The 26,141-nt window shown below is 66.2% G+C and carries 27 protein-coding genes; 3 read left to right on the top strand and 24 right to left on the bottom strand.

The genetic code is table 11. The features are described 5' to 3' along the window. Positions 1-11 precede the first annotated feature (11 nt). Positions 12-986, bottom strand: coding sequence for a tripartite tricarboxylate transporter substrate binding protein (locus KQ910_RS10955; RefSeq protein ID WP_216959526.1), 975 nt, complete (start codon positions 984-986; stop codon positions 12-14). Positions 987-1,107: 121 nt separating this feature from the next. Further along, the gene (locus KQ910_RS10950; RefSeq protein ID WP_216959524.1) at positions 1,108-2,115 is read right to left on the bottom strand and encodes a Tim44 domain-containing protein; all 1,008 of its coding nucleotides are present in this window, start codon (positions 2,113-2,115) and stop codon (positions 1,108-1,110) included. A 148-nt stretch (positions 2,116-2,263) separates the two neighbouring features. Between KQ910_RS10950 and KQ910_RS10945 the strand changes: the two genes are divergently transcribed. Next, the gene (locus tag KQ910_RS10945) at positions 2,264-2,728 is read left to right on the top strand and encodes a hypothetical protein (protein ID WP_216959522.1); all 465 of its coding nucleotides are present in this window, start codon (positions 2,264-2,266) and stop codon (positions 2,726-2,728) included. Here the strand turns inward: KQ910_RS10945 and KQ910_RS10940 are convergent. Next, positions 2,618-3,265 (bottom strand): hypothetical protein, encoded by a 648-nt coding sequence (locus KQ910_RS10940; protein WP_216959521.1) that lies wholly within the window; start codon positions 3,263-3,265, stop codon positions 2,618-2,620. The two genes, KQ910_RS10945 and KQ910_RS10940, sit on opposite strands and share 111 nt — an antisense overlap. 24 nt (positions 3,266-3,289) lie before the next feature. Beyond that, positions 3,290-3,925, bottom strand: coding sequence for a PAQR family membrane homeostasis protein TrhA (gene trhA, locus KQ910_RS10935; RefSeq protein ID WP_216959519.1), 636 nt, complete (start codon positions 3,923-3,925; stop codon positions 3,290-3,292). A 74-nt stretch (positions 3,926-3,999) separates the two neighbouring features. Between trhA and KQ910_RS10930 the strand changes: the two genes are divergently transcribed. Further along, complete coding sequence (locus tag KQ910_RS10930; RefSeq protein ID WP_216959516.1) at positions 4,000-4,419, top strand: RidA family protein; 420 nt, start codon at positions 4,000-4,002, stop codon at positions 4,417-4,419. Positions 4,420-4,483: 64 nt separating this feature from the next. On the opposite strand, the gene KQ910_RS10925 is transcribed toward KQ910_RS10930, so the two are convergent. From KQ910_RS10925 to KQ910_RS10905, 5 genes are all read right to left on the bottom strand, one after another. Next, complete coding sequence (locus tag KQ910_RS10925; protein WP_216959513.1) at positions 4,484-5,389, bottom strand: FecR family protein; 906 nt, start codon at positions 5,387-5,389, stop codon at positions 4,484-4,486. A gap of 12 nt (positions 5,390-5,401) precedes the next feature. Further along, positions 5,402-6,658, bottom strand: coding sequence for a tetratricopeptide repeat protein (locus KQ910_RS10920; RefSeq protein WP_216959510.1), 1,257 nt, complete (start codon positions 6,656-6,658; stop codon positions 5,402-5,404). Between the two features lie 287 nt (positions 6,659-6,945). After that, on the bottom strand, positions 6,946-7,410 hold the full coding sequence (locus KQ910_RS10915; protein ID WP_216959508.1) for a nuclear transport factor 2 family protein: 465 nt from the start codon (positions 7,408-7,410) through the stop codon (positions 6,946-6,948). A gap of 20 nt (positions 7,411-7,430) precedes the next feature. After that, on the bottom strand, positions 7,431-8,648 hold the full coding sequence (locus KQ910_RS10910; protein WP_216959504.1) for a CaiB/BaiF CoA transferase family protein: 1,218 nt from the start codon (positions 8,646-8,648) through the stop codon (positions 7,431-7,433). A gap of 43 nt (positions 8,649-8,691) precedes the next feature. Further along, entirely contained in the window at positions 8,692-9,636 is a 945-nt protein-coding gene (locus KQ910_RS10905; RefSeq protein WP_216959501.1) for a fatty acid desaturase family protein, read from the bottom strand. A 311-nt stretch (positions 9,637-9,947) separates the two neighbouring features. Between KQ910_RS10905 and KQ910_RS10900 the strand changes: the two genes are divergently transcribed. Beyond that, the gene (locus tag KQ910_RS10900; protein WP_304627988.1) at positions 9,948-10,202 is read left to right on the top strand and encodes a cold-shock protein; all 255 of its coding nucleotides are present in this window, start codon (positions 9,948-9,950) and stop codon (positions 10,200-10,202) included. A gap of 199 nt (positions 10,203-10,401) precedes the next feature. Here the strand turns inward: KQ910_RS10900 and KQ910_RS10895 are convergent, their stop codons facing one another. The 15 genes from KQ910_RS10895 to KQ910_RS10825 all read right to left on the bottom strand — a co-directional run bounded on the left by KQ910_RS10895 (position 10,402) and on the right by KQ910_RS10825 (position 26,141). Beyond that, positions 10,402-12,315, bottom strand: coding sequence for an AsmA family protein (locus KQ910_RS10895; protein ID WP_216959498.1), 1,914 nt, complete (start codon positions 12,313-12,315; stop codon positions 10,402-10,404). A 39-nt stretch (positions 12,316-12,354) separates the two neighbouring features. After that, the gene (locus KQ910_RS10890) at positions 12,355-12,735 is read right to left on the bottom strand and encodes a DUF4345 family protein (protein ID WP_216959496.1); all 381 of its coding nucleotides are present in this window, start codon (positions 12,733-12,735) and stop codon (positions 12,355-12,357) included. Positions 12,736-12,885: 150 nt separating this feature from the next. After that, entirely contained in the window at positions 12,886-13,584 is a 699-nt protein-coding gene (gene msrA / locus KQ910_RS10885) for a peptide-methionine (S)-S-oxide reductase MsrA (RefSeq protein WP_229600381.1), read from the bottom strand. 22 nt (positions 13,585-13,606) lie between these two features. Then, positions 13,607-14,644: a D-cysteine desulfhydrase family protein gene (locus tag KQ910_RS10880; protein ID WP_068191283.1), complete on the bottom strand. Its 1,038-nt coding sequence runs from the start codon at positions 14,642-14,644 to the stop codon at positions 13,607-13,609. Positions 14,645-14,703: 59 nt separating this feature from the next. Then, positions 14,704-15,228, bottom strand: a complete 525-nt coding sequence (locus tag KQ910_RS10875; RefSeq protein ID WP_229600380.1) for a superoxide dismutase family protein — start codon at positions 15,226-15,228, stop codon at positions 14,704-14,706. A gap of 36 nt (positions 15,229-15,264) precedes the next feature. Beyond that, positions 15,265-16,128, bottom strand: a complete 864-nt coding sequence (locus KQ910_RS10870) for an SDR family oxidoreductase (protein WP_216959490.1) — start codon at positions 16,126-16,128, stop codon at positions 15,265-15,267. Positions 16,129-16,132: 4 nt separating this feature from the next. Then, a complete protein-coding gene (locus KQ910_RS10865) occupies positions 16,133-17,104 on the bottom strand; it encodes a tripartite tricarboxylate transporter substrate binding protein (RefSeq protein ID WP_216959488.1) in 972 nt (323 codons plus the stop codon). Positions 17,105-17,140: 36 nt separating this feature from the next. Continuing rightward, positions 17,141-17,764 (bottom strand): ABC transporter permease, encoded by a 624-nt coding sequence (locus KQ910_RS10860; RefSeq protein ID WP_216959485.1) that lies wholly within the window; start codon positions 17,762-17,764, stop codon positions 17,141-17,143. Beyond that, positions 17,761-19,434 (bottom strand): transporter substrate-binding domain-containing protein, encoded by a 1,674-nt coding sequence (locus KQ910_RS10855; RefSeq protein ID WP_216959482.1) that lies wholly within the window; start codon positions 19,432-19,434, stop codon positions 17,761-17,763. The genes KQ910_RS10860 and KQ910_RS10855 overlap by 4 nt, the downstream gene beginning before the upstream one ends. Continuing rightward, on the bottom strand, positions 19,431-20,126 hold the full coding sequence (locus KQ910_RS10850) for a methyltransferase domain-containing protein (protein WP_216959481.1): 696 nt from the start codon (positions 20,124-20,126) through the stop codon (positions 19,431-19,433). Before KQ910_RS10850 ends, KQ910_RS10855 begins: the two co-directional genes overlap by 4 nt. A gap of 3 nt (positions 20,127-20,129) precedes the next feature. Further along, entirely contained in the window at positions 20,130-22,220 is a 2,091-nt protein-coding gene (locus KQ910_RS10845; protein WP_216959478.1) for an adenylate/guanylate cyclase domain-containing protein, read from the bottom strand. Between the two features lie 120 nt (positions 22,221-22,340). Continuing rightward, entirely contained in the window at positions 22,341-23,735 is a 1,395-nt protein-coding gene (locus tag KQ910_RS10840) for an amidase (RefSeq protein ID WP_216959475.1), read from the bottom strand. A gap of 10 nt (positions 23,736-23,745) precedes the next feature. After that, on the bottom strand, positions 23,746-24,204 hold the full coding sequence (locus KQ910_RS10835) for a GNAT family N-acetyltransferase (protein ID WP_216959472.1): 459 nt from the start codon (positions 24,202-24,204) through the stop codon (positions 23,746-23,748). 4 nt (positions 24,205-24,208) lie between these two features. After that, the gene (locus KQ910_RS10830; RefSeq protein WP_216959469.1) at positions 24,209-24,415 is read right to left on the bottom strand and encodes a cold-shock protein; all 207 of its coding nucleotides are present in this window, start codon (positions 24,413-24,415) and stop codon (positions 24,209-24,211) included. Between the two features lie 214 nt (positions 24,416-24,629). After that, positions 24,630-26,141, bottom strand: a complete 1,512-nt coding sequence (locus KQ910_RS10825; protein ID WP_216959466.1) for a UxaA family hydrolase — start codon at positions 26,139-26,141, stop codon at positions 24,630-24,632.

Here is a 26,141-nt window from a genome sequence, read left to right as displayed (position 1 = left end):
GCTGGCAGTCGTCAGGTCGCCAGCAGGTTCAGCTTCCGCAACAGCTCCCGCTCCTGCTCCATCGTCTTCGCCATCTGCGCCTGATAGGCGGGGCCGTCGAGCAGGAGGAGCGGCTGGTCCATGTTGTCGAGGAACTCGAGGTGCTTGGGCTCGCCCGCGGCCTCGCGGAAGGCGTCGGCGAGGGTCTTCACCACGGCGGGGTCCATACCCTTCGGCCCGATCAGGCCGCCGGGACTGTCGACAGCGATTTCCAGGCCGAGCTCGCGCACGGTCGGCACCTCGGGGAAGCGCTTGGCGCGGGTGGCGGTGAAGACCGCGAGCAGGCGCAGCTTGCCCGACATCACCAGCGGCGCCCAGCCCGAGGACTCCGAGGCGAAGTCGATCTCGCCGCCCATCAGCGCGCGCAAGGTGTCGGCAGTGCCGCGATAGGGCGCGTGCGTCCAGGTCAGGCCCTGCTTCAGCCCGAGGCTCTCCATCGCGAGGTGCTGCGTCGAGCCGGCACCCAGGGTGCCCCAGTTCAGCTTGCCGGGATTGGCCTTCGCATAGGCCAGCAGCTCGGGCAGCGTCTTCCACGGCGCGTCGGGGCGCACGACCACGCCCATCACGAAGCCGGTGATCTGCAGGATATAGGTCAGGTCCTTGATCGGATCGTACTTGAGCGACGCGTTCAGCATCGGCTGGCGCAGCACGCTCATGTGCATCTGGCTGATCGTGTAGCCGTCGGGCTTGGCGTCCTGCAGCGCGAGCGCGCCCAGCACGCCCGCGGCGCCGCCCTTGTTCTCGACGACGACGGGCTGGCCCAGCTTCTTCGCCGCCGACTCCGCGAGGATGCGGAAGCCGGCATCGGCGGGACCACCGGCGGCCCACGGGATGATCAGCCGGATCGGACGATCGGGAAACTTCGCCTGCGCGCGCGACGGCGCGGCGGCGGCGAGCGGCAACAGTGCGGCGCCCGCGAGGGCGGCCCTTCGTGTCAGGCTGGTCATGACGATGTGATTCCTTCCCTTCCCCGATGACAGGCTATCCGAGCAATTGCCGGGCCGCACAAAGAAAATCGGCCGGCTTTGGGGCCGGCCGATTCTGCATTTCAAAAGATCGGTGAAGCGATCAGGTCTGCTGGATCGCCGAGAGGATCCAGTTGCCGCCGCGGCTGCGCAGGAAGGTCCAGACTTCCGTCGCCTCGGTGCGTACCTGCTCGTTGCCCTCGACGAGGCGGCCGTCGGCGACGTTGCGGGTGACGTCGATCATGCTGAAGCGCATGGCCACCGTCGCGTAGTCGACCGGGCCCTCGCTCCAGGCCTCGGACAGGTCGCCCTGCTCGAGCTTCACGTCCGTGACCTTGTTCTCGACGCCGCGGCTCGCGTTGGCCGACAGTTCCTGGTTGAAGTAGCCCAGCATCTCCGGCGTCACGAGGCTGCGCAGCTTCACGAGGTCGCCGGCGCTGTAGGCCGCCTGCACGTCCTTCAGCAGCGCTTCGAAGGCGTCATAGTCCTGTTCGACGATGGCGAGCTGCGGCGCGCCGAAGCCCGACGCGGCACCGGCACCGGCACCGCCCAGCATCGACTGCAGGCCGGAGCGGGCCATCGGCGTCGCTTCCGGCTGGGCGGAACTCAGCGACGGCGGAGTGCCGCCGCCGGCACCCGCGCCGGCGAAGGCCGCGGCGGGCGTGCCGTTACGCGACTTCCACCAACGGACGGCGAAGTAGACGATGCCGCCGATCAGCGCGATCTGCAGCAGGAAGCCCAGCATGCCCGCCATGCTGCCGAGGCCGGCGCCGAAGCCGCCGCCCATCAGCATGCCGATCAGGCCAGCGCCCAGCATGCCGCCCAACAGGCCCGACATGAACGGATTGCGCTGCATGAAGCCGGGCTTGGCGCCGGCCGCGGCGGTGTTGGCCGGATTGGCCGACGGGCTCTTCTGCTGCGGCGTGGTGCTGCGCTCGACCGGCTTGGAGGTCGGCGCGGTCTGGGTCGGCGCCGGGGCATCGCCCGACTTGCTGCCGCGGCTGCCCGAGCCGCTGCCACCGCCCGCCCGCGCGTCGGCAGGCGACGGTGCCAGCGACGGCACCGCAATGATCAAAGCCGCGAGGATCGCGAGCCAACGAAACCTGGTCATCTGGTCATCCCTGTTCTCACCGGGTTCGTCCCGGCATTTTGCACTCGATATGTTAGGGGCTCGGGCCGGCAATTCAAGGTGCAACCGGGCCTCCGTACGGGCCGTTTGCAATTTCATGCACATGCGAATTCCCGCCCGGATCGCCGCAATGGCGCTGCTGCTCACGCCCGGCCTCGCCGCCGCCGAGGGCTGCCTCGACCAGGTACGCGAGCTGGCCCGCAGCCAGAACATCTCCACCGATCCGCCGACCGCCTCGCCCGACAAGGCGCCGGGCGCCCCCGGCCAGGGCACCGGTCCGGGCGTGACCTCGCGCGAACTCGGCCGCTCCGGCGGGGTGATCGAGCCGCCCGCGACCTCCGATCGCTCGGTCATCGCCCCGCCCGCCACGACCGACAGCCGCATGCCGACCATGCCCGACGTCACGCAAAAACCCGGCACGCCGCCCCCGGGACAAGGCGCCAGGGACGAGGCCAGGAAGGACGCCGCGGTCGACCGGACCGCGTTACAGGCCGTGCTGGTGGCGGCGCGCGCCGAAGCCGAGCGTGGCCAGGAGGCCGGCTGCCTCGATGCGCTCGAAAAGGCCCGGCAGATCCTCAAGCGCGCGGAAAAGTGACGCGATCCAGCTCACGTCCTCGAGGTCGATCGGGCCCAGCGCGAAGAAGAGCGTGAGGCACGCGAGCGCCACCGTCGCGGCGACCGCGACGCGGCGCGCGGTCGGCCGCGGACGGGCCGGCACCACGCGATAGAGAACGCGTCCGCCGCGCAGCTCGACCCGTTGCGCAACGCGGCGACGCCGACGCGGCTCCGGTTCGCGCGGCAGCGGCACCTGACGCACGGACACGGCCTCCGGGGCTGACTTCCTCACCCAGGCGTCGGCTGCATCGGTGCGTGCGCTTCCCAGCGCCGTCAGCGGATCGGACGCGGGCTGCCTCGCCTCTTCGCCCTTCCACGCCTGCGGCAGCGCGAGGGCCAGCCGCAGCATGGTGTAGACCAGCCACGCCGTCGCGATCGGCAGGCCGACGCGGAAGGCGAGATACGTGTCGGGCGTCGTCCAGGCCCAGACGCTGGTCGCGCCACCCGCCAGCGTCATCACGATGCCGGCGACGACGACGGCCACCGCCGTGACGCGGAAAAGAAGAAGCGACGACATGCGACCAGCTAAAGCGGCGCGGCTTCAGCGCGTCAACAACAACAGGATCGCCGCATAGTGGATAGAAGCCGCGACCAGCACCGAGGCGTGCCACAGCGCCTGCTGGTACGGCAGCCGGCTCGAGAGATGGAAGATCGTGCCCAGCGAATAGACCACGCCGCCTGCGAGAAGCAGCAAGAGAGTCGTCGGTTCGACCGAGGCCAGCAGTTCGTCGAGCGCGAACAGGCCGATCCACCCCATCAGGAGATAGAGCACGACCGACAGCGATTCGATGCGACGCGGTTGCAGCAGTTTCGCCGCGATTCCGAGTGCCGCCGCGCTCCACATCACCGCCGTGAGCCCGCTCGACCACGGTTCGCGCAGCTTCAGCATCGTGAGCGGCGTGTAGGTCCCCGCGATCATCACGAAGATCGCGGCGTGATCGAACCGGCGCAGCCATTCGCGCCGTGGACTGGCAATGCGCAGGTTATAGGCCGCCGAGCAGCCCAGCATGGCGAGCAGGCCCACGACATAGACGAGGACCGGCGCCATCTGCCCGCGTCCGGGCGCCTGCGCAGCGACAATCAGGATCGCGACCGCGCCGACGACGCCCAGCACGAGGCCGAGCGCATGCACTGCCGCATCGGCCCGCAGATGGCGATCAAAAGTCTGTTCCGGCATGGCGCCACGATGCGGTCGCGCGCGACCGGCCGCAACGGCTAGAATGCGCCCAACAGTTCCGGAGGAAACCGAAGATGAGCTCGTCCGACATCGCCTACACGCCGATCCTGCCCGAAGGCTGGCCGCGCCCGCGCGGCTTCTCCCATGGCGTCGTTGCCACGGGCACGCGCAGCGTGCGCATCGCCGGCCAGATCGGACGCGAGCCCGGCCAGGCCAGCATTCCCGCCGACGCCGATGCCGGCGCGCAATGGCGCATCGCGCTCGGCAATCTCGTCACCGTGCTGAAGGCGGCGGGCGGCGAGCCGCAGCACCTCGTGGCGCTGCGCGCCTACGTGACCGACATCGCCGAGTTCAACGCCGCCGGCGCGGCCGTCGGTGCCGCCTGGGGAGCCACGCTCGGACGCCACTTCCCGGCGATGACGCTGGTGCAGGTGTCGGCCCTGATCGATCCCAACGCGAAGGTCGAGATCGAGGGCGACGCGATCCTGCCCTAGGGAACCCGTTCCCGATCGGCAGAGCGCAGTACGAGGCCGCACGATCCCTCGCCGGACGCCGTTCCTAATCGCTCCCGCCTCCGTGGCCACCGCCTCCGCCGCCTTCGCCACCGCCACCGGGGGTACCGGTAGACCCGCTCGGTTGGCTGGGCGCAGAACCGAGCGGACGCGCCGCGTTGTTGGTCGTGACGGCCTGCGTGGCGACGAGTTGCAGGTAGGCCAGCCACGGCGCCAGTCTCGACGAGAGGTCGGCATAGGGCAGTGCGTTCGCGTTGAGCGTCCGCAGGGCCGAATCGATCAGCACCTTGTCGCCGGGGCCGATGACATTGCCCGTCGTCTGGGTCTGCTCGAACAGGACGAGATAGGCCTGCAACGTGTTGGGCGGCAGGATCACCGGCTCGAGCGGCGCCGCGCCGCCGGCCGGCACGAAGATCTGCGAGCCGTAGCGTACCGCGCGCTGCGTGCCGGCGGCGTTGCTCACGGTCAGCCGGTCGCCGAACAGGAACGTCGCGGTGGTCGAGCCGTCGGCGCCCACGGTGACGGTCGCGATGCCGCCGCGCACGCCGATATGGGCGCTGGGCGTGCGGATGATGACCTCACCCTTCTTGCTGATCGCACCGCCAACGAAGCGAAAGGCCCCCTTCGTCGCGTTGACGGCCAGTTCGCCGGCATTGCGATTGGCGTCGAAGACGAACTTGTCGATCGTCAATTCACTGTTGGCGCCGACCGTTAGGCCGGAACCGTCGAGGAAGACCAGATGCGCACGGTCCGCCGGTCCCGTCGTCACCCGTTCGCTGCCGAAGACGTCGATGCCGACGCGCAGGGTCCGCGCAGGCTGTGCCGGCGGCGTGCCGCGCGGATCGCCGCTGGCCGCAGATGTGACTCCGACCTGCTGCGCTGATGCCGCCGTGGCCCAGGCCAGCGGCAAGAGAAGCGTCAGGAAGATCGCGCGTGATTTCCGCAAGGACATCGTTCCGCTCCCTCAGAATCGCCAGCCGATGCCCACCAGGCTGCTGAACGAATTGAAGCTGTAGTTGTTGATCGAGGCGGAACGCTGGAAATAGGTCGTCTGACCCACCAGCGTCAGGCGATCGTCGAGCGGCACGGAGAGGAGCAGACCGAGATTGACGTCGGTCTGGGTGCGCACGGTATTTGGCTGAACGAATGGATCGGGCTGGTCGTAGGTCGCGAAGGCCATCGCAGCATTGCCCGCGAGCGTCCATTTGCGACCGTTCACGCCCACCGGATCGACGAAACGCCACGTCAGCGAACCGCCGAAGCCTGCTTCGCCATAGCTCTGGAAACCCGTCATCGCGATATAGCGCGTATAGTTGCCTCCCAGCGACGCTTCCAGGTCGGCCGTCAGATCGGCCCGGAGATTGCCGGCCACCGTTCCGTTGTTGCCCGAGTTCTGGGAGTTGAAGGGTACGGAGGCATTGTCCACGAAGTCACGCCGCTGCCCCAGCACCACGATCCCGGCACGCACCTTTTCCGCTACCGGCACCGAGGCTTCCAGCCCGGCACCCCATGCCCAGTAGGTCGGCAGGTTGCCCACGGTAATGTAGCGCCCGCTGACGAAGGGCTTGAGCTGCACGCCGCTCAGGGGACCATCGATCAGTTCCATGCGCGGGCCCACGCCGAGGTCGAGCAGCATCACGTCGGCATTGGTGACCTGGAACTGCTTGGCCGTATAGAAGGAGAAGTCGGTCTCCAGCGTGCCATTGTCCTGGCGCCCGAAATCGTAGCGATGGCTGAGTGACGCCGCGCCGACGAAGGCGAAATCGCCCTGCCGCTGGAAGGTCGGATTGGGCACGACGGTCGCGCCATAGGATTGCAGGGTGCCGGTGGGCAGGCTGGCAGGATTGTCGGAATAGCGGATGCCGGCCACGAACTCGCCGGTAAGGCGTGACGTGCCCCAACGACGGTCGATGTCGCGGATGAACTCCGACGAACGCTCGGCGATTTCCGGGGTCGATTTCGTCGAGGTGCGGGCGGCCTCGAAATAGGTTCGCGCCGCATCGTAGGACTTCAGCTTGTAGTACAGGACCCCCAGCTCGAACTTTACCCTCGGCTGGTCGGCATCGATGACGAGGAACCGTTCGTAGGCGGTGATCGCGCCTTCGTAGTCCTCCGCGGCCGCGGCGGCCTGAGCATATTTCAGCAGGACTTCGGCATCGCCGGGACGGCGCAGGGTCTCCTCGAAGGCAGCCCGGTAGGATGCACGCTTGGCATCATTCACTTGGGCAAGGGACGGACTGGAAAAAGCCACCAGCGTCGACAGGAGTAGTGCCAGCCTAGAGGGGTGCATCTCACTCCAGAAAGTATCTGCACGCACTGTACAGTTGTGGAAGAGGACTGCAAACCCAAAGCCTGATGCTCTCTGAGGAACGAACATCGGACGCGAGTGCCCTTCACACCAAGTGCGGTCTCGACCGCTTCTAAAGGATCCGTCGCCGCCTGCTCGACCTCGTGACCATGTCTGGCAATGCTGCGGCCAGCATCCAGTTCGCTGGCCGCAGCATCCGGTCAAAACCCGAGTGCGCTGAGACCCGGGTGGTCGTCGGGGCGCCGGCCGAGAAACCAGCGGAACTTGCGGTCTGCCTCGGCGATCGGATGCTCGTTGATGCTGGCGATGCGGCGCCGCATCAACCCATCGGCATCGAATTCCCAGTTCTCGTTGCCGTAGGCGCGAAACCACGTGCCGCTGTCGTCGTGGAATTCGTAGGCGAAGCGCACGGCGATGCGATTGCCGGCGAACGTCCAGAGTTCCTTGATCAGACGATAGTCGTGCTCGCGCGCCCACTTGCGCTTGAGGAACGCTTCTATCGCCTCCCGTCCGTTGATGAACTCGGCGCGGTTCCGCCACTGGCTGTCGGGCGTATAGGCGAGCGCTACCTTGGCCGGATCGCGGCCGTTCCATCCGTCCTCGGCGAGCCGGACCTTTTCAGTCGCAGTCTGTTCCGTGAACGGCGGAAATGGCGGACGGGACATGAAGAGACTCCCCTCGGGGTTCAGATGACCTTGCGGGCCCGCAGGTCGGCCAGTTCGGCCGCACCGTAGCCCAGTTCCCCCAATACTGCGTCGTTGTGCTCGCCCAGCTCCGGCGCGATGCCGGGCCTGGCCGGGGTCTCGGAGAATTTCCACGGCGTGCCGTGCACCTTCAGCTTCTTTCCGAGTTTCGGGTAGTCGACCTCCGTGACGTAGCCGTTGGCCACGACGTCAGGATCGTTCGACGCTTCGAGCAGCGTGTTGATTGGCGCCGAGACGATGTCGGCGCCGCGCAGCCTCGCGACCCAGTCGTCGCGCGTGCCAGTGGCGAACAGGCCGTCGAGGGTGGCGAGCAGTTCGATTCGCTTGGCGTCGTCGTCGATGATGACCCCAAGATCGGCGAAGCCCGCCTTCTCGAGAGGCTCGTAGAAGCCAAGCGCCGTCATCGCATCCTTCCAGTTGTCCGGACCGGTCAGCTGGAAGACCAGCGGCTTGCCGTCGCGGTCGTCGAAGCTCGCGCTGATGCCGGGCCGCTCGCGCGTGCCGGTGACGCGCGCCTGTCCGGTGACGGGATTCTGGTTGCGCCACATCGCGGTCTGCAGCGTCCAGCCCATCAGGCGGATCTGGCCGCCGAGCAGCGAGAGATCGATCTTCTGGCCGACGCCGGTGGTACGCGCGTGCGTCAGTGCCGCCAGCGCGCCGCCGAAGGCCAGGATCGCGCAGGTCTCGTCGGCCACCGACACCACGCCGGTCTTCATCTTCTGGCCCGCCGCGGAATAGGCCTCGGCGATGCCGCCCAGCGCCTGCGCCATCGAATCGGTGCCCGGCAAATGGGCATGCGGGCCGTCGGGTCCGTAACCGGAGATCGAGACATAGACGAGTTTCGGATTGACCTTGCGCAGCTCCTCCCAGCCGAAGCCGTTCTTCTCGGCCGCACCCGGCCGGAAGTTCTGGCCGAAGATGTCGGCCTCGGCGACCAGCTTGCGCAGGATCTCCCGCCCCTCCTCGCTCTTGAGGTTGAGCGTCACGCTCTTCACGCCGCGATTGTTGGCTTCGAAGAAAGTGCTGCCCATGCCCGGCAGGACGGTCATACGGCGCGAAGGGTCGCCGCCCTGGGGCGATTCGATCTTGATCACGTCGGCGCCGAGATCGGCCATGAGCATCCAGGGAACGGTGCCCGCCTGCGCGGTGGAGCAGGAGACGACCTTGACGCCCTGCAGCGGGCCGTGGGGAACAGACATTGACGCTGGGCTCCTCGATGGGGATGCCCACGCTAGAGCAAGATCAGGCGGGCGTCTCCCGTCGCGCCACGTCGCAGAATCGAACGAGGCGGCCAGAGGTTTCGTCCCACAGTGTCAGCCGTGGCGCGGCGAGGCCGGCACGCAGGCCGAGCGACGGAACGGCACGCACGGCCCGGGCCGCTTCGTGAGCCTGCGCCAGCCGGTAGTTGGGAATGCGCTGGTTGAGATGGTGGACGTGATGGAAGCCGATATTGCCCGTGAACCACCGCAGCACGATCGGCAGATCGAACCAGGACGATCCGTCCATCGCGGCATCGACATATCGCCAGGCACCGCGACCGGTCCACTGTGCCCCCGGAAAACGATGCTGCAAGGTGAACAGCCACACGCCGAGGATCGACGCGACGACCATGATCGACAAATGGACCAGCAGCACGTCACGCCAGCCCAGCAACAGCACGAGCGTCGCAAACAGGGCAACGAAGCTCGCATTGGTGAGAAGGACCGAGCGGCGCTCACGCACCCACGTGCGCGGCGTGTCGAACGGCAGGCGGTAGAGTAGTACGAAGATCAGAGGCGGTAGCAGGAAGTTGGCGATCAGCGGATGACGGACGAGCCGGTGCGCAAACCTCCGCCAGGGCGACAAAGCGAGGTACGCGCGTACGGTGAGGCACGAGGAATAGATGTCGCTGCCGCGATCGCCGCGATCGAGATTGTTCCATTCGGCATGATGCTGCGCATGCTGGCGTCGCCAGCTCGCGAAGGGCGTGAAGGTGCACAGGCTGCACAGCCGGCCGACGATCGTGTTGGCGCGGCGGGAAGCGAAGAACGAGCCGTGTCCGCAATCGTGCTGCACGATGAACACGCGCACCATGAACGCGCCGGTCGGTATGGCGAACGCGAGGGCGAGCCACGGGGAAAAATCGCAGGCGACGTACATCGCCGCGCAGCCCGCGAGGAAGGGACCGAATGAGGTAACGAGCTGCACCAGGCTTCTTCCCACTGAAGGGCGCGAGAACGAGGCGGCGACTGCACGTAGCTCTGCATCGATGGAATCGGCAGTGGAACGAGGCTCCATGAACACCTCCGTCTTTCGCCGCAATGGAAGGACCAGCCATACTTGGTCCTTGATAGTGCTGGAACAAGAGACCATATGAGCCTCGTCGATCCACGGACATCTGATTTGGTCCGCGCCGCCGACATCGTTCAGCGGTCCGCTCCACGACACGTGATCCCGAAAATTAGTGCAATTCGACGGGTTCCATCGCGCTTCCGCGTGTTCAACCGCGAAGGGAGCGCATGACCTCGCATATCCAAGTAGAAAGGGTTTCTCCCATGACGACGACTACGGGAACCGTTAAGTGGTTCAATATCCAAAAGGGCTTCGGCTTCATTCAGCCGGACAATGGCGGCACCGACGCCTTCGTTCACATCAGCGCCGTTGAGCGCGCCGGCATGAGCATGCTGAGCGAGGGCCAGAAGCTCGAATTCGAGCTGGTCGCCGATCCCAGGAGCGGAAAGATGGCGGCGGAAAACCTCAAGGCTGTTTCCTGACCACCGGCCGCCGGTAACGGCGGCCGCCCTCCAGTCTGCGCGCCACCACGGATGTACTGGGGCGCGCGCACAGGAGTGGCAACGCGACATGGCCCCGTACCTGAAAAGGTGCGGGGCCTTTCGTTTGAGCCCTCGATCCAGGTCCCGCCCGTCCTCGCGGCTCCGCAGCAAGCCCTGGACCCGGCCCGGACTCGAAATCTCAAGGGCCTGCAAGGATTTGCTGGGTGAGACCGGCGCACGGCACGTCCTTGGCATCGCCGAAGACGGGTGTGGGAATCGGGATCACGCGGCCGAGCGAAATCTGCGGCGAGCGCAGCTTGCCCTGGACCATGACGGCCCCGTGAAGGTTGAGCAGATCGAAGCTCTTGGGATCGGAATCGATCTCCACATTCACCGCCTGGCTCTTGAGCGAGAGTCGGCCCTTGACGTGAAGGACGGACTTCTGGGTATCGAGCAGCGTCCTGTCGAACGAAACGTTGCCTTGCTGGAAATTGAGACGGCTCACGGCGCACTTGATCGGAATGCGATTGTCGCCCGTCACGTAGAGCACCAAAGCGTCGAAGATCTGCAGGCCCGCCAGACTGACCATCAGGCTGCTGACCGATCCGCCGCCGAGGGCAAAGGCCATGTGTCCGTTGGCCGTGCCCATGACATGGGCGAGCGACCGGCCATTGCCGGCGAGTTGTACGCGGCCCTGGATCTTGCCCTGCGTGGTGTCGAAATAGCGCGACTCGCGGAAGAAGTTCTTCAGTTCGATGTCGGTCAGCCTGAGACTGGCCCGCACCTTGGGATCGTCAGTACGCGCATCGATACCCAGTTCGCCCGCGATCGCACCGCCGCCCAGCACCGACAGCGTAAGCGGCTTCACCGTCGCGTTGCCGTCCTGGATCAGGACACGGAACGAAAGCGCCTGCACCGGGAGCCAGGGCGGCGCGATCACCCGCTTTGAGTCAAGCGTCACGTCCATGTTCATGGCGCGAAGTTTCTCGACGTGCAGCGGGACGTTGGGAAAGAGATCGCCGCTCGCCTCGAGTTGGGCCTGCGTCTGCGCCTGCTTGGGCGACCCGTTGCTCTTGCGTGCCGGTGTCGCGCCGACCAGCGGCGCCAAGTCCTCGAACACGAGCTTCTGGGAGACCAGCTTCGCCGTCAGGAACGCAGGCTTCCGCCGCTCATCGATCGTCACTTCGCCCGTAAGATCGCTCTCGCCGACCCGCCATTTGGACTGGACGAACTTCCAGAGACCGGGCTCGCGTTCCAGTTTTCCGACGATCGTATACGGCGGCGTCGGCGGCCCCGGGATGCCGAGCAACGGATAGATGTCGGAGAGATTGGGACCGGAAAGCACGAGATCGACGTTGGCGCCGGTCCATTTGAACGGGTCCTGCACGGTGCCCTTCATCTTCAGCTTGGTCGCGCCGAAGCTGACATTGAGATCGAGCGGATAAGGCTGTTCGGTGTCCCGCAGCATCAGTACCGAGCCGCCGACGAAACGCATTTCCAGCGGCTGCCCTTCGAGCTTGCCCTTGAGCGACAGTTCAGCCTCGGGCCCCTCGCCCGCCTTGCCGGCGGCGGTCGATACCGTGCCGTCGAGTTCCAGCTTGCGCTTGGAATCGCGGTACCCGAGTTTGCCTTCGGTCACCTCGAATTTTCCGATGAGCGGAGCGTCGAAACGGTTGTCGGGTTCCAGCGCCTTGGCGGCACCCGTCACGACAGGCGTCTCGCCCATGCTCCAGTTCAGCTGTTCCTTGTCGCCGACCTCGACCTGGACCTCGGGCTTGCGCAGGATCAGGCGCGGCAAGACGAGATTACCACCGAGCAACGGCCACAGGCGGATGTCGAAATCTACCTGTTCGACCTTCAACATAAAGGGCGCCTTGCCCCACTTGGCGTTGGCGACCTCGACGCCCTCCAGTTTCACGTTGGAGGTCCAGCCCCAGCCGATATCGACCTTGGCGATCCTGGTCTTGCGTCCCGTGAAGTCGCTGGCCCGCCCTTCGAGCTGGCCGCGCAGATAGTCGGAGGTCGCGATGAAGTAGACGGCGCCGGCAGCAATCACCAACAAGCCAACAAGAGTGCCGACCGTCCAGCCGAGGATTTTGCCGGCGCGCTTCATCCATCCGGAACGACGCCGGCCTCTCGGGGTTCCGACTCTTCAGCCGCGTGAAGCCAATCTGCCCTGCCAGAAGCACAGAAGCGGCGTCACACCCAGTTCCATGACCAGCGCCCCTGCCACGGAAGGCAACAGCGGATCGCCCAGCAGGAGCCCCACCCCCCGGCAAAGCCCGCCGACGACCACCACGGCCGTCAGCACCCGCACCCAGGTGGTCCGCCGTTCGATGCCCGGGATCGCCGCCCAGAAGGCCAGTCCGATACCGAGCAGGAGCCCCGAGAGATACCGGCCGTGGTTCATCAGAGACCCCGCGGCCCCGAGAGGCTGGAGCACGCCCCACAGACCCGCGGCCACCGGCACGATGCCGGCTACGGCAAAGCTCGCCTGTGCGGCTCGCTTCGCGAGAGACGTGGCAGCGGACATCCGGCCCTTCCTTCTTCTCCGGCGCCAGGCCGGTGCCCTCTCCTACGCGGGAATGGACCAGCCGGGTCAACCGGATCGAAGCCCAGCCCGCCGAGCCGATACACGACGGCGCTGTCCCTGAGCGTTGGCGCGAAGGCTTGCGCGACGCTCCTACTTTGCGCCGGAAGCGTTCACCAGCACCGGCGTGGTGCGAGATTGCGCCGCGAACAGGCGCTTGAGGTTCTCCACCTTGGGCCGGTCGTGAATGTAGATGTACGGCTGGTTCGGATGCAGCGTTGCATAGTCCTGATGATATGCCTCGGCCGGATAGAAGGCTGCCAGATCGTCGACCCTGGTGGCGATGCGCTTCCTGAAGACGCCAGCCTTGTCGAGCTGCGCGATGTAGGCCTCGGCGACACGTCGCTGCTCGGGACCAGCGACGAAGATTGCCGACCGGTACTGCGGGCCGACATCGGGTCCCTGCCGGTCGAGTTCAGTCGGGTCGTGCACCACCGAGAAATAGATCTGCAGGATCGTGCCGTAGGTCACCACAGAAGGATCGAACGTCACTTCGACGACCTCGGCATGGCTGGTCCGTCCCGCACTCACCAACGGATAGGTGGCGCTTTCCTTCGTGCCTCCGGCGTAGCCCGAGACAGCGCGGCTCACGCCCTTCACATGCTGGAACACCGCCTGGACGCCCCAGAAGCAGCCGCCGGCCAGCACGATGGTCTCGCTCGCGCCGGCCTGCGCCGCCGCCCCATCCAGAGCGGGCGGCGGAACGACGACGGCCTGCCCGGCCCCCGCCGGGACGCCCGCCAGAAGCAGGCCGAGCGGAACGAGCACAAGGGACAGCAGGCGTCGCAGCATCGCTCTCTCCGCCATCCGAACGTCAGTCCGGCACAACCGTCCGGCCCAGCACGACGTCTTCATAAACATGCAGCGACGGCAGGCCGCCGGTGTGGATGAAGAGCACCTTCGCGTTGGGCTTGAAATGGCCCTGGCGCGCGAGGCCGATCAGGCCCGCCATGATCTTTCCGGTATAGACCGGGTCGAGCAGGATGCCTTCGGTGCGCGCGAGCATCTGCACCGCCTCGATCATCTTCTTGTTGGGGACCGAGTATTTCGGCTGCCAGTAGCCGCCGAAGCTCTTCACCGCCGAGGCCGGCACCTTGATGTCGAGGCCCAGCAGATCGACGACCGCCTGCGCTTCCTTCAACACCAGCGGCTCCTGGTCGGCGGGATCGCGGCTGACGCCGACGCCGATCAGCGGGACCTTGATGTTGTTGCCGAGGAATCCCGCGACCATGCCGCCATGGGTTCCCGAACTTCCCGAGCCCACGATCACGGCGTCGGGCGAGAAGCCCATATCGAGCCACTGGACCTGCATTTCCTGCACGCAGGCGACGTAGCCCAGGCCGCCGATGGCGTTGGAGCCGCCGCCGGGGATCACATAGGCCTTGCGACCGAGCGAGGCCACTTCCTGCGCCACCCGCGACATCGCCTCGCCCATGTTGGTGCCGCCGGGCACGACCGTGATCGCCTCGACGCCCATCAGCTCGAACATGAAGTTGTTGCCGCCGGCTTCCTTCTTGTAGGAGCCGGGCACGCGCTCCTCGATCACGAAGCGGCACTTCAGCCCTTCCTTGACCGCGGCCGACAGGGTGATGCGGCAGTGGTTCGACTGCGGCGCGCCGCAGGTGACGAGCGTGTCGCAACCCTGGGCGATCGCGTCGCCCGCGAGGAACTCGAGCTTGCGTGTCTTGTTGCCGCCGGGGAACAGACCCAGCATGTCGTCGCGCTTGATCCAGACCTCGGGGCCGACGCCGCCGGGGCAGCTCGCGGCAAGGGCCTTGGTGAAATGCGGCAGGCGTTCGATGGGCGTGGGCGCGTTGGTGTAGATGCGACGCGGAAAACGAGACAGGTCCATTCAATCAGCTCCAGATAGGAAAACGCGCCCTCGCCCGCCGCGGCGGACGAAGTCTCAGGTCACTCCGTGATGACGCCGCAGACGATGCGGTCGCCGGCATTGCCGGTCGGGTCGGTTTTGTAGTCGTCCGGTCCCGCGTGAATGATGATCGCCGAGCCGTCGGCATCGAACACCGAATTGGGCTGTCCCTTGACCAACGAGATCATGTGGTTGGCGACATCGATCCTCAGTTCGCCATTGGCCGGGATGAAGAGGTTGGGCATGTCGCCGGCATGCGCGCCTTCAGCGGCTTCCATGCCGTGCTTCTTCGAGGCGGGATTGAAGTGGCCGCCGGCGCTGGTGAAGGGCGCCTCACACTTGCCGACAGCATGGACGTGGAAGGCGTGCTCACCTGGCGCCACACCCTTCAGGGACATTCTGAGCAGGACGCCGTGCGGCGTCTGGACGAGCTGGACCGTGCCGACATCCTTGCCGGAGGCGTCCTTCAGCGCGGCCTTTGCCGTCGGGCTCTGCGCCTGGGCCGAAAAGGAGACGGCCATGCCGGCCATTGCGATCAGGCTGCACATCACGGGGGCGATACGCATCTTTCTCTCCTTCATGGGGGTTTCGGAGGCGCTACCCTACTCCAGGACCTTCGGCGGCCGGTAGAGCGGAAAGCCATTGAAGGGCTTCGATTTATTGTGATCGGGCACCTGGTAGAAATTCGATTTGCCGGCGTTATGCAATCCGCCGTCGACGCGGAGTGCGATGCCGGTGACATAGGCCGCCGCGTCGCTGAGCAGATAGACGATGGCGGCGGCGATCTCCGACTCCGTGCCGTGTCGCTTGGCGGGAATGCGATCCTTCACCGAACGCAGCGCCTCATGCGCCCGCTCGGGGTAACGATCGAGCCCCGAGGAGGCGATGAAGCCCGGCAGCACCGAGTTCACACGGACACCGGCATGTGCCCATTCGACCGACGCGGTGTAGGTGAAGTTGGTCTGACCGGCCCGGGCGGCGCCGTTATGGCCCATGCCGGGATTGCCCATCTCGAAGTCAGCGCCGATATTCACGATGGCACCGCCATGGGCTTCCATCGAGGCGAGATAGACCGCCTTGGACACGAGGAAGGTCGCGGTCATGTTGTTGGCGACGACCGCATTCCAGCCGTTGAGCGAGATGTCCTTGAGCTGGGCCGGGAACTGGCCGCCGGCATTGTTCACCAGCCCGTCGATCCGGCCGCCGCTCCAGTCAATGACAGCCGCGATCGCCGCCTTGACCTCGTCCTCGCGGCGCAGGTCGGCGGAATGGATGAAGGTGTCGGGATCGCCCAGCTCCTCCTTCACACGTTCGAGCTTCTCCCTCGTTCGGCCGAGCAGCGCGATCCGTGCACCGAGCGACTTCAGCTCGTGTGCCGTGCAGCGGCCGAGGCCCGAGCCGCCGCCCGTGACGATGACGGTCCTGCCGGCGAACAGACCGGGGCGAAACACCGAATCGTAAGGCACGCGACTACTCGACCTTGATGTTGGCGGCCTTCACCACCTCGGCCCACTTCTTCATCTCCGAGCGCAGGAAGGCGGCCAGTTCGTCGGGTGTCGAGCCGATCGCGTCGGCGCCTAGATCGGCGAACTTCGCCTTCATCTCCTCGGCACGCATGATCTTCGCGACTTCCATGTGCAGGCGCGCGATCACCGCCGGCGGCGTGCCGGCGGGCGCGATCAGCGCGTTCCACTCGGAGATCTCGCAATCGGGCACACCAGCCTCGGTCAGCGTGGGCACATCGGGCGCGGCGGGGGATCGCGCGGGGCTGGTGACGGCGAGCGGCCGCACGCGACCGCCGCGCGCCTGCGGCAGGGCGGCGCTCATGTTGCCGAAATAGAACGGCACATGGCCCGCCGCGACGTCGGCCACCGCCAGCGCCCCGCCCTTGTAGGGCACGTGCTGGATGTCGGTTCCGGTGCGCATCTTGAAGAGTTCGGCCGCGAGATGCTGGGCGCTGCCGTTGCCCGACGACGCATAGGAGAGTTTGCCCGGCTGTGCCTTGGCCAGCGCCACGAGTTCAGCCACGGTCTTCGCCGGGTGCGAAGGGGTGATGACCATCAGTTCCGGCACGGTCACAAGCAGCGAGACCGGCGCGAAATCTTCGGGCGTGCGGAACGGCATCTTTGGAAACAGCGACGGGTTCACCGCGTGGGCAAAAGCGCCGATCAGCAGGGTGTGGCCGTCGGGCGCGGCCTTGGCCACGATCTCGTCGCCGATCATGCCGCCAGCGCCGGGCTTGTTCTCGACGACGACCGTCTGGCCGAGAGCCTCCTGCAGCTTGGGCGCGATCAGCCGCGCCGTGGTGTCGGCACCGCCGCCAGCCGAATAGGGAACGATCAGCCGTACCGGCTTCGATGGATAGGCCTGGGCCCGCGCCGAACCCGCCGCCAGGGCCACCGCCGCCGTTGCGCCCAGGGCGCGCCGCCGTGAAAGCTTCATGTTTCCTCCCGACTTTCTTTCGGAAGAGCCTACACCCTACCGGGCGCGCAACGCGAGGCGTCCGAGATGGCGTTGAAGCAGGCGCATCAGCGCGAAGCCGGCCTGCAAGGTGATGCCGAAGCAGAGGATACCAATGGCAAACAGGACCATCTTGTCGCCCAGTGTCGGCATCAGCTCGGCCTCGCGCAGGATGACGGCGATGCCCTCCGGCACGCCGATGGCCGCGCCGGCGCTCGACGACATGACCAGCACGAAGAAGGCGCGCGTCACGTTGGGCACGAACAGGAGCGCACCGAGCGGCGAGCCGTCGCGCAACTGGCGAAGCGCCTCGCCGCCATTGTCGGCCACGTAGGCGGCGGCATAGGGCACCAGCGAGAGGGCCACCGTCATGATGCCCGACGGTGCGACGGGAATCCCGAACAGGGTCGCATCCGACGGGATGATGTTCAGCAGGAAGAACATGACGACGAAGGTCGGCGCCGCACGCATCAGGCCAATCAGCGTCCTGGCGACCGCGCCGCGCACGCCGCCCGCCAGTTTTGCCAGGGTGAGCAGGCCGCCGACGGCAAGTCCGATCAGCAGGGCGATGGCGGCGATCTGGAAGTTGACCACCATGCCCGCGAGGAGCTGCGGCACGAAGTCGGGCGAAATCCTGCTCATGCCGTCACCATCTGCCGGCGCTCGAGCCAGACCCGGAGCTTGTCGCACAGCCAGACCACCACGATCACCACGCAGACATAGAAGACCAGCAGAAGCGAATAGGTGCTGGCCCGGCCGCTGGCGAAGGAGGTGATGTCGGTCAGCGCACTGAGGAGTTCGGGGGCGCCGATGAAGCTCGCGATGGGCGTTCCCTTGGCGGCGTTGACCAGGAAGGACACGATCTGCGTCGCCGAACGGCTGACGGCACGGCCGAACAGTTCGGTGATGGGCGCGGGCGGCCCTCCCCGCTCCGTCCTGAGCGTATGCATCGCTTCGGCGATGGCCTGGCCGGCATTGGCCCCGTTCATGAGGCCGAGAGCGACGATCGCCGCGCCGATGGCGACGGCCGACGAATACGGAAACAGCGCCAGAGCGACGGCGGCGGAAATGACGAGCGTCAGCACGACCGGCGAGGACTGCAGGATGACCGTGAAGGCGCGTGCCGGCCAGCGCAGCAGGAACGAGCGCGAACTCTGCAACGCACCGAGAATGAGCGCGAAGAGCAGTGTCGCCACCAGGGCTCCGGCCACGAGGACCAGCGAGTTGATGATGCCCGCCTTGAAGAGCGACCAGGCCGGCATGGTCTTGAACATCGGGAGCTGCACGGCGATGCCGGTATGCTTCTGGATCCAGCCCTCGATGGCCGCCACCTGGGCCGCGATCGGCGTCGGCTCCAGGACGCTGCTGAGCGGCGGCAGGACGCAGGCGGGATTGCTGGCGCCGGTATCGGTATTGCACTCGGGCCTGTTCCATACTGCGCGCTGGCGCTGCAGGAAGCCGAGGCCGATGCGATTCTCCTTCGCGATGTCGAGAAAGATCCCGTCGCGGTGAAAGATCTGGCTCGTGAGATCGAGCGCCCTGGCCAGCCTGTCGCTGCCGCTCAACGCCACCGCCATGCCCCAGGGGAGCTGCGCGAAGCCGAACTTCCTGTCGTAGCTGCCGGCGAAGGCGGGGTCGGTGAAGTAATAGTCGAAGAAGCTGTCGTCCTGGGCGGCCAGGGTGCAGGTCTCGTCGCGCAGCCTGTCCGGCAGCACGCCCGCCTCGTCGAACAGCATCAGACGGGCATTGTGCGAAACGATCTGGGCGTTGGAGCCGTTGCCGATCGTGACGCAGATCGTGCGGCTGGCGACGTCGGGCCAGTCCCTGATCGTGAGCCCCTTCGGTCCGACGATGATCGTCTCCGACTGGTAGTAGTGCGGACGGATGAAGCGCACCTGGCCGTCGCGCTGCGCGTTGTGGCCCATGGTGGCGATGGTGAGGTCGATCTTGTCGTCGGCGAGCAGCGGGATGCGGCTCGCGGCATTCACGCGCGTGAAGACCGGCTCGACACCAAGATGCTTTGCCAGCCCGCGGGCGACATCGACGTCGTATCCCGAACGCACGCTGCCCTCGCGCGTCCCGAACAGGGGATAGTATTCGCGGACGCCGACACGGATCTTGCCGTCGCAGAAGATGCGGACAAGACGGTCGACGCCCGGCTGCGCGCACGCTCCCGGCACGGACGCCGCCGCCTTCGCCTCGTCGAGCAGCTTCGCCAGTGCCGCATCGGGCGTTTCGGCGCGCGCCGGCAGGGTGGTGAAGGCGACGAGCGACGCCAGGACGACGAACAGGATGCGCTGCAGGAACATCATCCGTGCGCCCCGGCCACGGCGATCTCGACGATGTGCACGTCGGCGAAGACATGAGGACCGTAACGATGGATCGAACGTCCCTCTTCCGCTCCGAGGATCGAGGGCGTCATCAGATCGATCTTCTCCTTGGCAACATGGACCAGCACCGTCCTCACGATATGCATCGCAAGCCCGTGACGGCGAAGGAGCTGACGCGAACGCTCGACGTCCACGAAAGCGTTGTGGGTGATGAGGGCGCGTCCGTTGGCGGCGAAGTGATCCGCCAGGCCCTCGAGGAAGGGATCGAGCAGCTCCCGCCCGTCGATGCCGCCGGAACTCCAGGTCGAGAGCCGCCCGGCCACCTCGAAATGATCCATGGGAAAGTGCGGGAGATTGGCGACGATGAGGTCAAAGCGCCGGCCGGCGACCGGCTGCCACATGTCGCCCTGGTGGATCTCGGCGTCGTGACCGAGTTCGCCCAGCAGCGACCGGCCCGTCGCAATGGCGTCCTTCTCGATATCGACGCCGCAGAGCGAGACCGCGCCGAGGCCGGCCATCACGGCCAGCACGACGCCGCTGCCGCACCCGATCTCCAGCACCCGGGCACCGCGCACCCGCGACGGCTCGGAGCGAATCACCTGGACCAGCGCCGCCGTGTACTCGCTCGGCCGCAGCGCCGCGACGGCCGGAGAAGGCTTCCTGACACCCGGCATGGATCAGCGTGACATCTGAAGCGGCACGAGGTGCGACGGGTCGACGGCGGAAAGGCGCTTCGCCATCTCCGACGCCACCGGGTCGTCGGGATATTCGGCGACGATCGCCCGATAGAGCGACAGGGCGAGCGCATGGTCCTCGGCCACCATCGCTGAATAGGCCGTCCGGGTGAGCTGGCAGAGCCGCAGCGTCGCCTCGTCCGGCTCGAACTCCGGCCCCATTCCATAAGCGCCGACCAGCTCGTAGATCGGGATCCTGGAGCGGCGGCCCTTCACCGTGACGTCGTCGATCGGCCGCACGCACAGCTTCTCCCCGGCTTCCTTGAACACGGAATGGCTGATGCAGAGCCGCGTGCCGTACTCCTTGTTCACGCCCTCCAGGCGCGCCGCGATGTTCACGCCATCTCCCATGACGGTGTAGCTCATGCGCTCCTTGGAGCCGATGTTGCCGACCAGCACGGCATCGCTGTGGATGCCGATGCGGATGTTGAGCGGCTTGGTCCCCTGCGCTTCCCAGCCCGCGTTCAGGCCTTTCATGCCTTCGCGGATGCGCAGCGCCGCGAAACAGGCCTTCCTCGCGTGATCGTCGAGCAGTGCGGGGGCGCCCCAGAAAGCCATGACGCCGTCGCCGATGAACTTGTCGATCGTGCCGTGTTCCTCGTTCACCGCGCGCGTCACGACGGAGAGATAGGCCGAGACGCGCAGCAGCAGCTCCTGTGACGGCACCTCCTCCGACAGGGTCGAGAACGCCTCGAGATCGGAGAAGAAGATCGTGAGGAAGCGGCTATGTCCGCCCAGCTCCAGTTTCTGGTCGGATTCGAGAAGTTCGCGCACCAGGCCCACCGGCACGAAGGCGGCAAAGGACTTCACCGCCGCGTCGAGCGTTTCGATCGCCTTGGACAGGACGGCGACCTCGCGGATCGGCGACTGCAGCGGCGGGAGATTGTCGCTACCGAGGTCCTGGATCTTGCTCACCTTGAGCGCAAGCTTCTCCAGCGGCGAGGAGATGACACTCGACAGGATGTAGATGATGCAGATCTGCAGCAGGATGGCGATCACGCCGAACAGGGCCAGCCGCTTGTTTTGCTCGTCGAAGGCGCGGGTGAAATCGGACAGCGGCGTGATGACGAAGAGCTGCCATTTCTTGCCGAAGGCCGCCGGCAACGTCGTCAGGCTCGCGACATAGGCCTGCCCGGCGTGCTGGAACGAGAACATCTTCTCGTTGTCGCGCGGTCGGGAACTGAAGGCGATGGCCGGCAGCTCGTTGCCGATCGAGGTGATGTGCTGCAGCTCGACCTTGCCGCCCTGGGCGGCATAGGTCTTGGCACGTTCGGAATTGGCAATCACCCGGCCCTGGTGGTCGAGGATGTAGGACAGCGTGCCGGGACTGATCTTGCGCTCGGAGAGATAGTCGGAAAGCCCGTCGAGCGTGATGTCCGCAGCGGCGACGCCACGCAACTGGCCGTCGACGTAATAGGGTGCGCCGACCGTGAAGCCCACGAGACCCAGCGCCGCGAAGACATCGACGTCGCTCACCGAGAGTTGGCCGCTCTGTTGCGCGGTCCGATACCAGAGCCGCGAGCGCGGGTCGTAGGAGGTGGTCTGCTCGGAGCTGCCGAGCTCCCTCCGCTCCTTGTCGAGGAACAGGTAGTGGTCGACCGGCGACGACCCGCGCCGCGGCGTGATCCAGCGGTCGGCATAGGCCGTGCCAACCGGCGGCAGCTTGCCCTGGATCTCGACATTGGGATCGATCTGCCTGGCCTGGCGGAACGAGCCGTCGGTCAAGCCGACATAGATGCTGATAATACGGTCGCTGTGCTCAAGGATGCTGAAGAGGTACTTCAGCGAGCGGTTGCTCTCGTAGAAATCAGGCTGCTCGCTGCCGATGGCGGCGGCGCTGCGCACCAGCGATTTGATCGGATCGAACAGGTACTGGATGTTCTCGATCGCCTCGACGCTGAACCGTCCGACCAACTCGTCGGCATTGTCGCGCGCGATCTTCTCGTTCGACACGAAATTGACAGCGACGATCGCCAGGAAGACCGGCACCGTCAGCAGAACGAACATCGTCAGGATGCTCGGACGCAGCCGCATGTTTTTCGCGAAGAGGCTTGGCATTTGCGCGGCGAGGAGCGTCCTGGGGGGCGGTTCGGACACTATAAATGACTGACGATTCAGCGTCCACGTCTCCCCCAGCGCCCGCGAAAGCCGATTCTAGAGCGGCGGGCGCTTCAGATGCCAGTCTGTCTGCTGCTGATAGGCGTGTCCCGCCGCGAGAATGGGACCTTCATCGAAGGCTTTGGCGACGATCTGGAAGCCCACGGGCACACCGTCTGCGGTCATGCCTCCGGGCAGGGTCAATGTCGGGTGGCCGCTGAGATCGAACGGCGCCGTGTAGCGCAGCCGGCCCGCGACGGCTTCGGGATCGCGACCCGCCGACAGCAAGGCCTCGGTCGACCACACGGCCCTTGCCATTACCGGCATGAGAAGCAGATCGACCGACGCCAGCAGCTTGTTGAGCTCGCCGGTCAATGCCGCGCGTCGAAGCTGCATCTTCGCGAGGTCGGTCGCGGAGAGCCGGAGTCCCTGGTCGAGCAGACCGGACAGGACGGGACCGTACTCGCTCGCACGCGACGGATAAGTGGCTTCGTGCGCCACCGCGGCCTCGATGCCACAGAGCGGCACCCAGTCGCGCGAGCCCTGGTCGAAGTTGGCTGGCAGCTCAACATCGACGATGGTGGCGCCCGCCTTCCTGAACGCCGCGACGGCGCCCTCGAGCGCGCGCTGCGCATCGGCGTCGATCCCGTGCATGTTGGTGGCGAGACCGATCCGCTTGCCGCGCACGCCCGCGTCGATACCGGCCGCGTAGTCAGGTACCGGCAGGCCGACCGCCGTCGGATCCGCCTCGTCCGCGCCGGCGATCACACCCAGCACGATCGCAGCGTCGAGCGCGCTGCGCGTCATCGGGCCGATATGGTCCAGCGATTCGGCGAGCGGAAAGACGCCGGCACGACTAACGCGACCCCAGGTTGGCTTGAGACCCGACAGGCCGTTCATGGTCGAGGGGAAGCGGATCGAGCCGCCGGTATCGGACCCCAAAGACGCGAAGCAGAGTCCTGCCGCCGTGGCCGCACCGGAACCCGACGACGAGGAGCCCGTCCAGTAGGCGGCGTTCCAAGGGTTGAGCGGCGCGGGAATGGTCGGATGATGGGCGCCATAGGCGCCTTCGGTCATCTGCAGCTTGCCGAGGATGACGGCCCCCGCCTTCCTGAGCCGCGTCACGACGGTGGCGTCGGCGGACGGCACGTTGGCGCGATGAATCGCCATGCCGGCTGCGGTGGCGACGCCTTCGGTGTTGCAGAGGTCCTTCACCGCAATGGGCACACCATGCAACGGGCCGCGCGAGGTGCCTGCGGCGGTCTCGGCGTCGAGACGCTTGGCATCCGCCAGCGCGCGGTCGGCGGTCACGGTCGCATAACTCTTGAGCCCGGGATCGATCTCGCGGATGCGATCCAGCATCGCTCCCGTCAGTTCGACGGACGAAAGCTTGCGCGCCTTCAGGCGCCGCGCGACCTCGTCGAGCGACAGATAGTGCAGGTCGGATGGCATGCGGACTCCCTCACAGCGATTTGTCCATGACCTGGATAATCTCGCCGCGATAGTCGCGCTTCTCAAGCGCCTTCCAGCCCAGTCCTTCGTAGAGCGAAGGGGCGGTGCTCGTGAAGAGATAGAGACGGTCGTAGCCGATGCGCCGCGCGGCATCCTCGACGGTTCGGACCAGCGCCGAGGCGACGCCCTTCTTGCGATGTTCGGCGGGGACGAAGACGCTGGCGAGCCAGGGATTGCGCGGATCGCCTTCGAGATCGTCGAAGATCAGCGAGGCCGTGCCGACGATTCCGTCATCGACACCGATTGCGACAAAGACGATCGGTGCGCGATCGACATTCATCGAACCCTGAATTTCGGCCCGCCGCAGATCGAGCGTCTGGCCGGGATTGAGATGCCCCCACTCGTCGAATCCCCAGACCGAAACCTGCTCGGCAAGATCGGGGCGTTCGACGAGGGGGACGATTCTCATGTGTCTAGTCCGCAGCCTTGAGATTGACCGCGGCCGACCGGCCGCGCTCGGTGGCGATTTCGTAGTCGATCTTCTGGCCTTCGTTAAGCCCGTTCATACCTGAGCGCTCCACCGCGCTGATGTGGACGAACACGTCCTTGCCGCCGTCGCTCGGCTGGATGAACCCGAAACCCTTTGTGGCATTGAACCACTTGACCGTACCTGTAGCCATGTCTCTCTCCTGGGCAGTTTAACGAGCAAGCAAATGCGCGCTGGCGGAGCGCTCGCGGCTCCCGCCTTCGACAACCGGGAATTTGGGTAAAAGCTCGGGGGAAAGTCCGTGGCCGCTGTGGGCTGGGCCGCCAAAGCAAGGCCAAGTTCGTGAGTCGTAGGATCGCATATGAGGAACGAAACGCCGCCACCTCAAAATGGCTGCGCGCGGTCCTTCACATTGTTGCGCCTATCTTCCACGGCTCGAACTCGTCGTCCCCGATTCCCAAAACTTCCGATTTGGTTTTCTGGCCCGAGGCCGTGGCGAGAATAAGGTCGAAGATGCGCCGACCGTTTTCCTGGATCGTCTCCTCGCCATCGACGATCGTTCCGCAGTTGATGTCCATGTCGTCCGTCATGCGCCGATAGAGCGAGGTATTCGTCGCAAGCTTGAGTGACGGCGTCGGCTTGCAGCCGAAGACACTGCCTCGTCCTGTCGTGAAGCACAGGACATTGGCGCCGCCGGCGACCTGCCCGGTCGCCGACACCGGGTCGTAGCCCGGTGAATCCATATAGACGAAGCCCTTGGCCGTGATCGGCTCTGCATACTTGTAGACGTCGACGAGGTTCGTCGTACCGCCCTTCGCAACCGCACCCAGGGATTTTTCGAGAATCGTGGTGAGACCGCCGGCCTTGTTGCCGGGCGACGGGTTGTTGTTCATTTCACCGCCGGTGCGGGCACAATGATCTTCCCACCAGCGGATCCGCTCGACGATCTTCTCGCCGACTTCCTTGCTGACGGCGCGCCGCGTCAGCAGATGTTCCGCTCCGTAAATCTCCGGCGTCTCCGACAGGACGGCCGTGCCGCCGTTGCGCACCAGCAGATCGACGGCCGCGCCCAGCGCCGGATTCGCGGAGATGCCGGAGTAGCCGTCCGAGCCGCCGCACTGCAGCGCGAGGATCAGTTCGCTCGCCGGAATCGGCTCGCGCTTCACGGCGTTCGCCTCGGGCAGGATCTCTTTCAGGAATCCGACGGCACGATTAACGGTCTTCGAAACACCGCCCTCGTCCTGGATCGCCATCGGGATGAGCTTCGGCCCTTCCTTGAGGCCCTCCGCATTCATCAGCCCGGAAATCTGGTTGGTCTCGCAGCCGAGCCCCAGCACGACGACCGCCGCCATGTTGGGATGCTTCGTGTAACCCGCGAGCGTGCGACGCAGCACGTCCATCTCGAGGCCCGACGCGGCCATGCCGCAACCGCCCCCGTGGGTGAGCGGAACGATGCCGTCGATGTCCGGGAATTCCTCGAGCAGCGGCGCGAGGCGCGACGCGATCATCCGACTGGTCGCCGCCGAGCAGTTCACCGTCGTCACGATGCCGATGTAGTTGCGCGTCGCGGCGCGGCCGTCGGCCCGGCGATAGCCCTGGAAGGTGGCAGGCGGCACGATGAAGTCGGTGGGATGGGCGTCGGCACAGAACGCATAGTCGCGCTCGAAGTCGCCCATGACGCAGTTGTGCGTGTGGATGTGCGCGCCGGCCGCGAGATCGTCCGTCGCGAAGCCGATGATCTGGTTGTACTTGCGCAGCGGCTCGCCCTTCTTCACCGACATGGTGAGGATCTTGTGACCGGGCGGTACACGCGTCGCGGCCGCGACCTCACCCTCGACCTTGGTTCCGGGCAGGATGTCCATGCGTGCCACGACGACGTTGTCGGAGGGGTGCAGGCGAATGGTGAGCGGGGCCGTCAT

This window comes from Reyranella humidisoli, assembly GCF_019039055.1.
Lineage (GTDB): Bacteria > Pseudomonadota > Alphaproteobacteria > Reyranellales > Reyranellaceae > Reyranella > Reyranella humidisoli.
The sequence above is the reverse complement of the archived record's forward strand: the minus strand, read 5'-3'. Positions and strand labels throughout refer to the sequence as shown.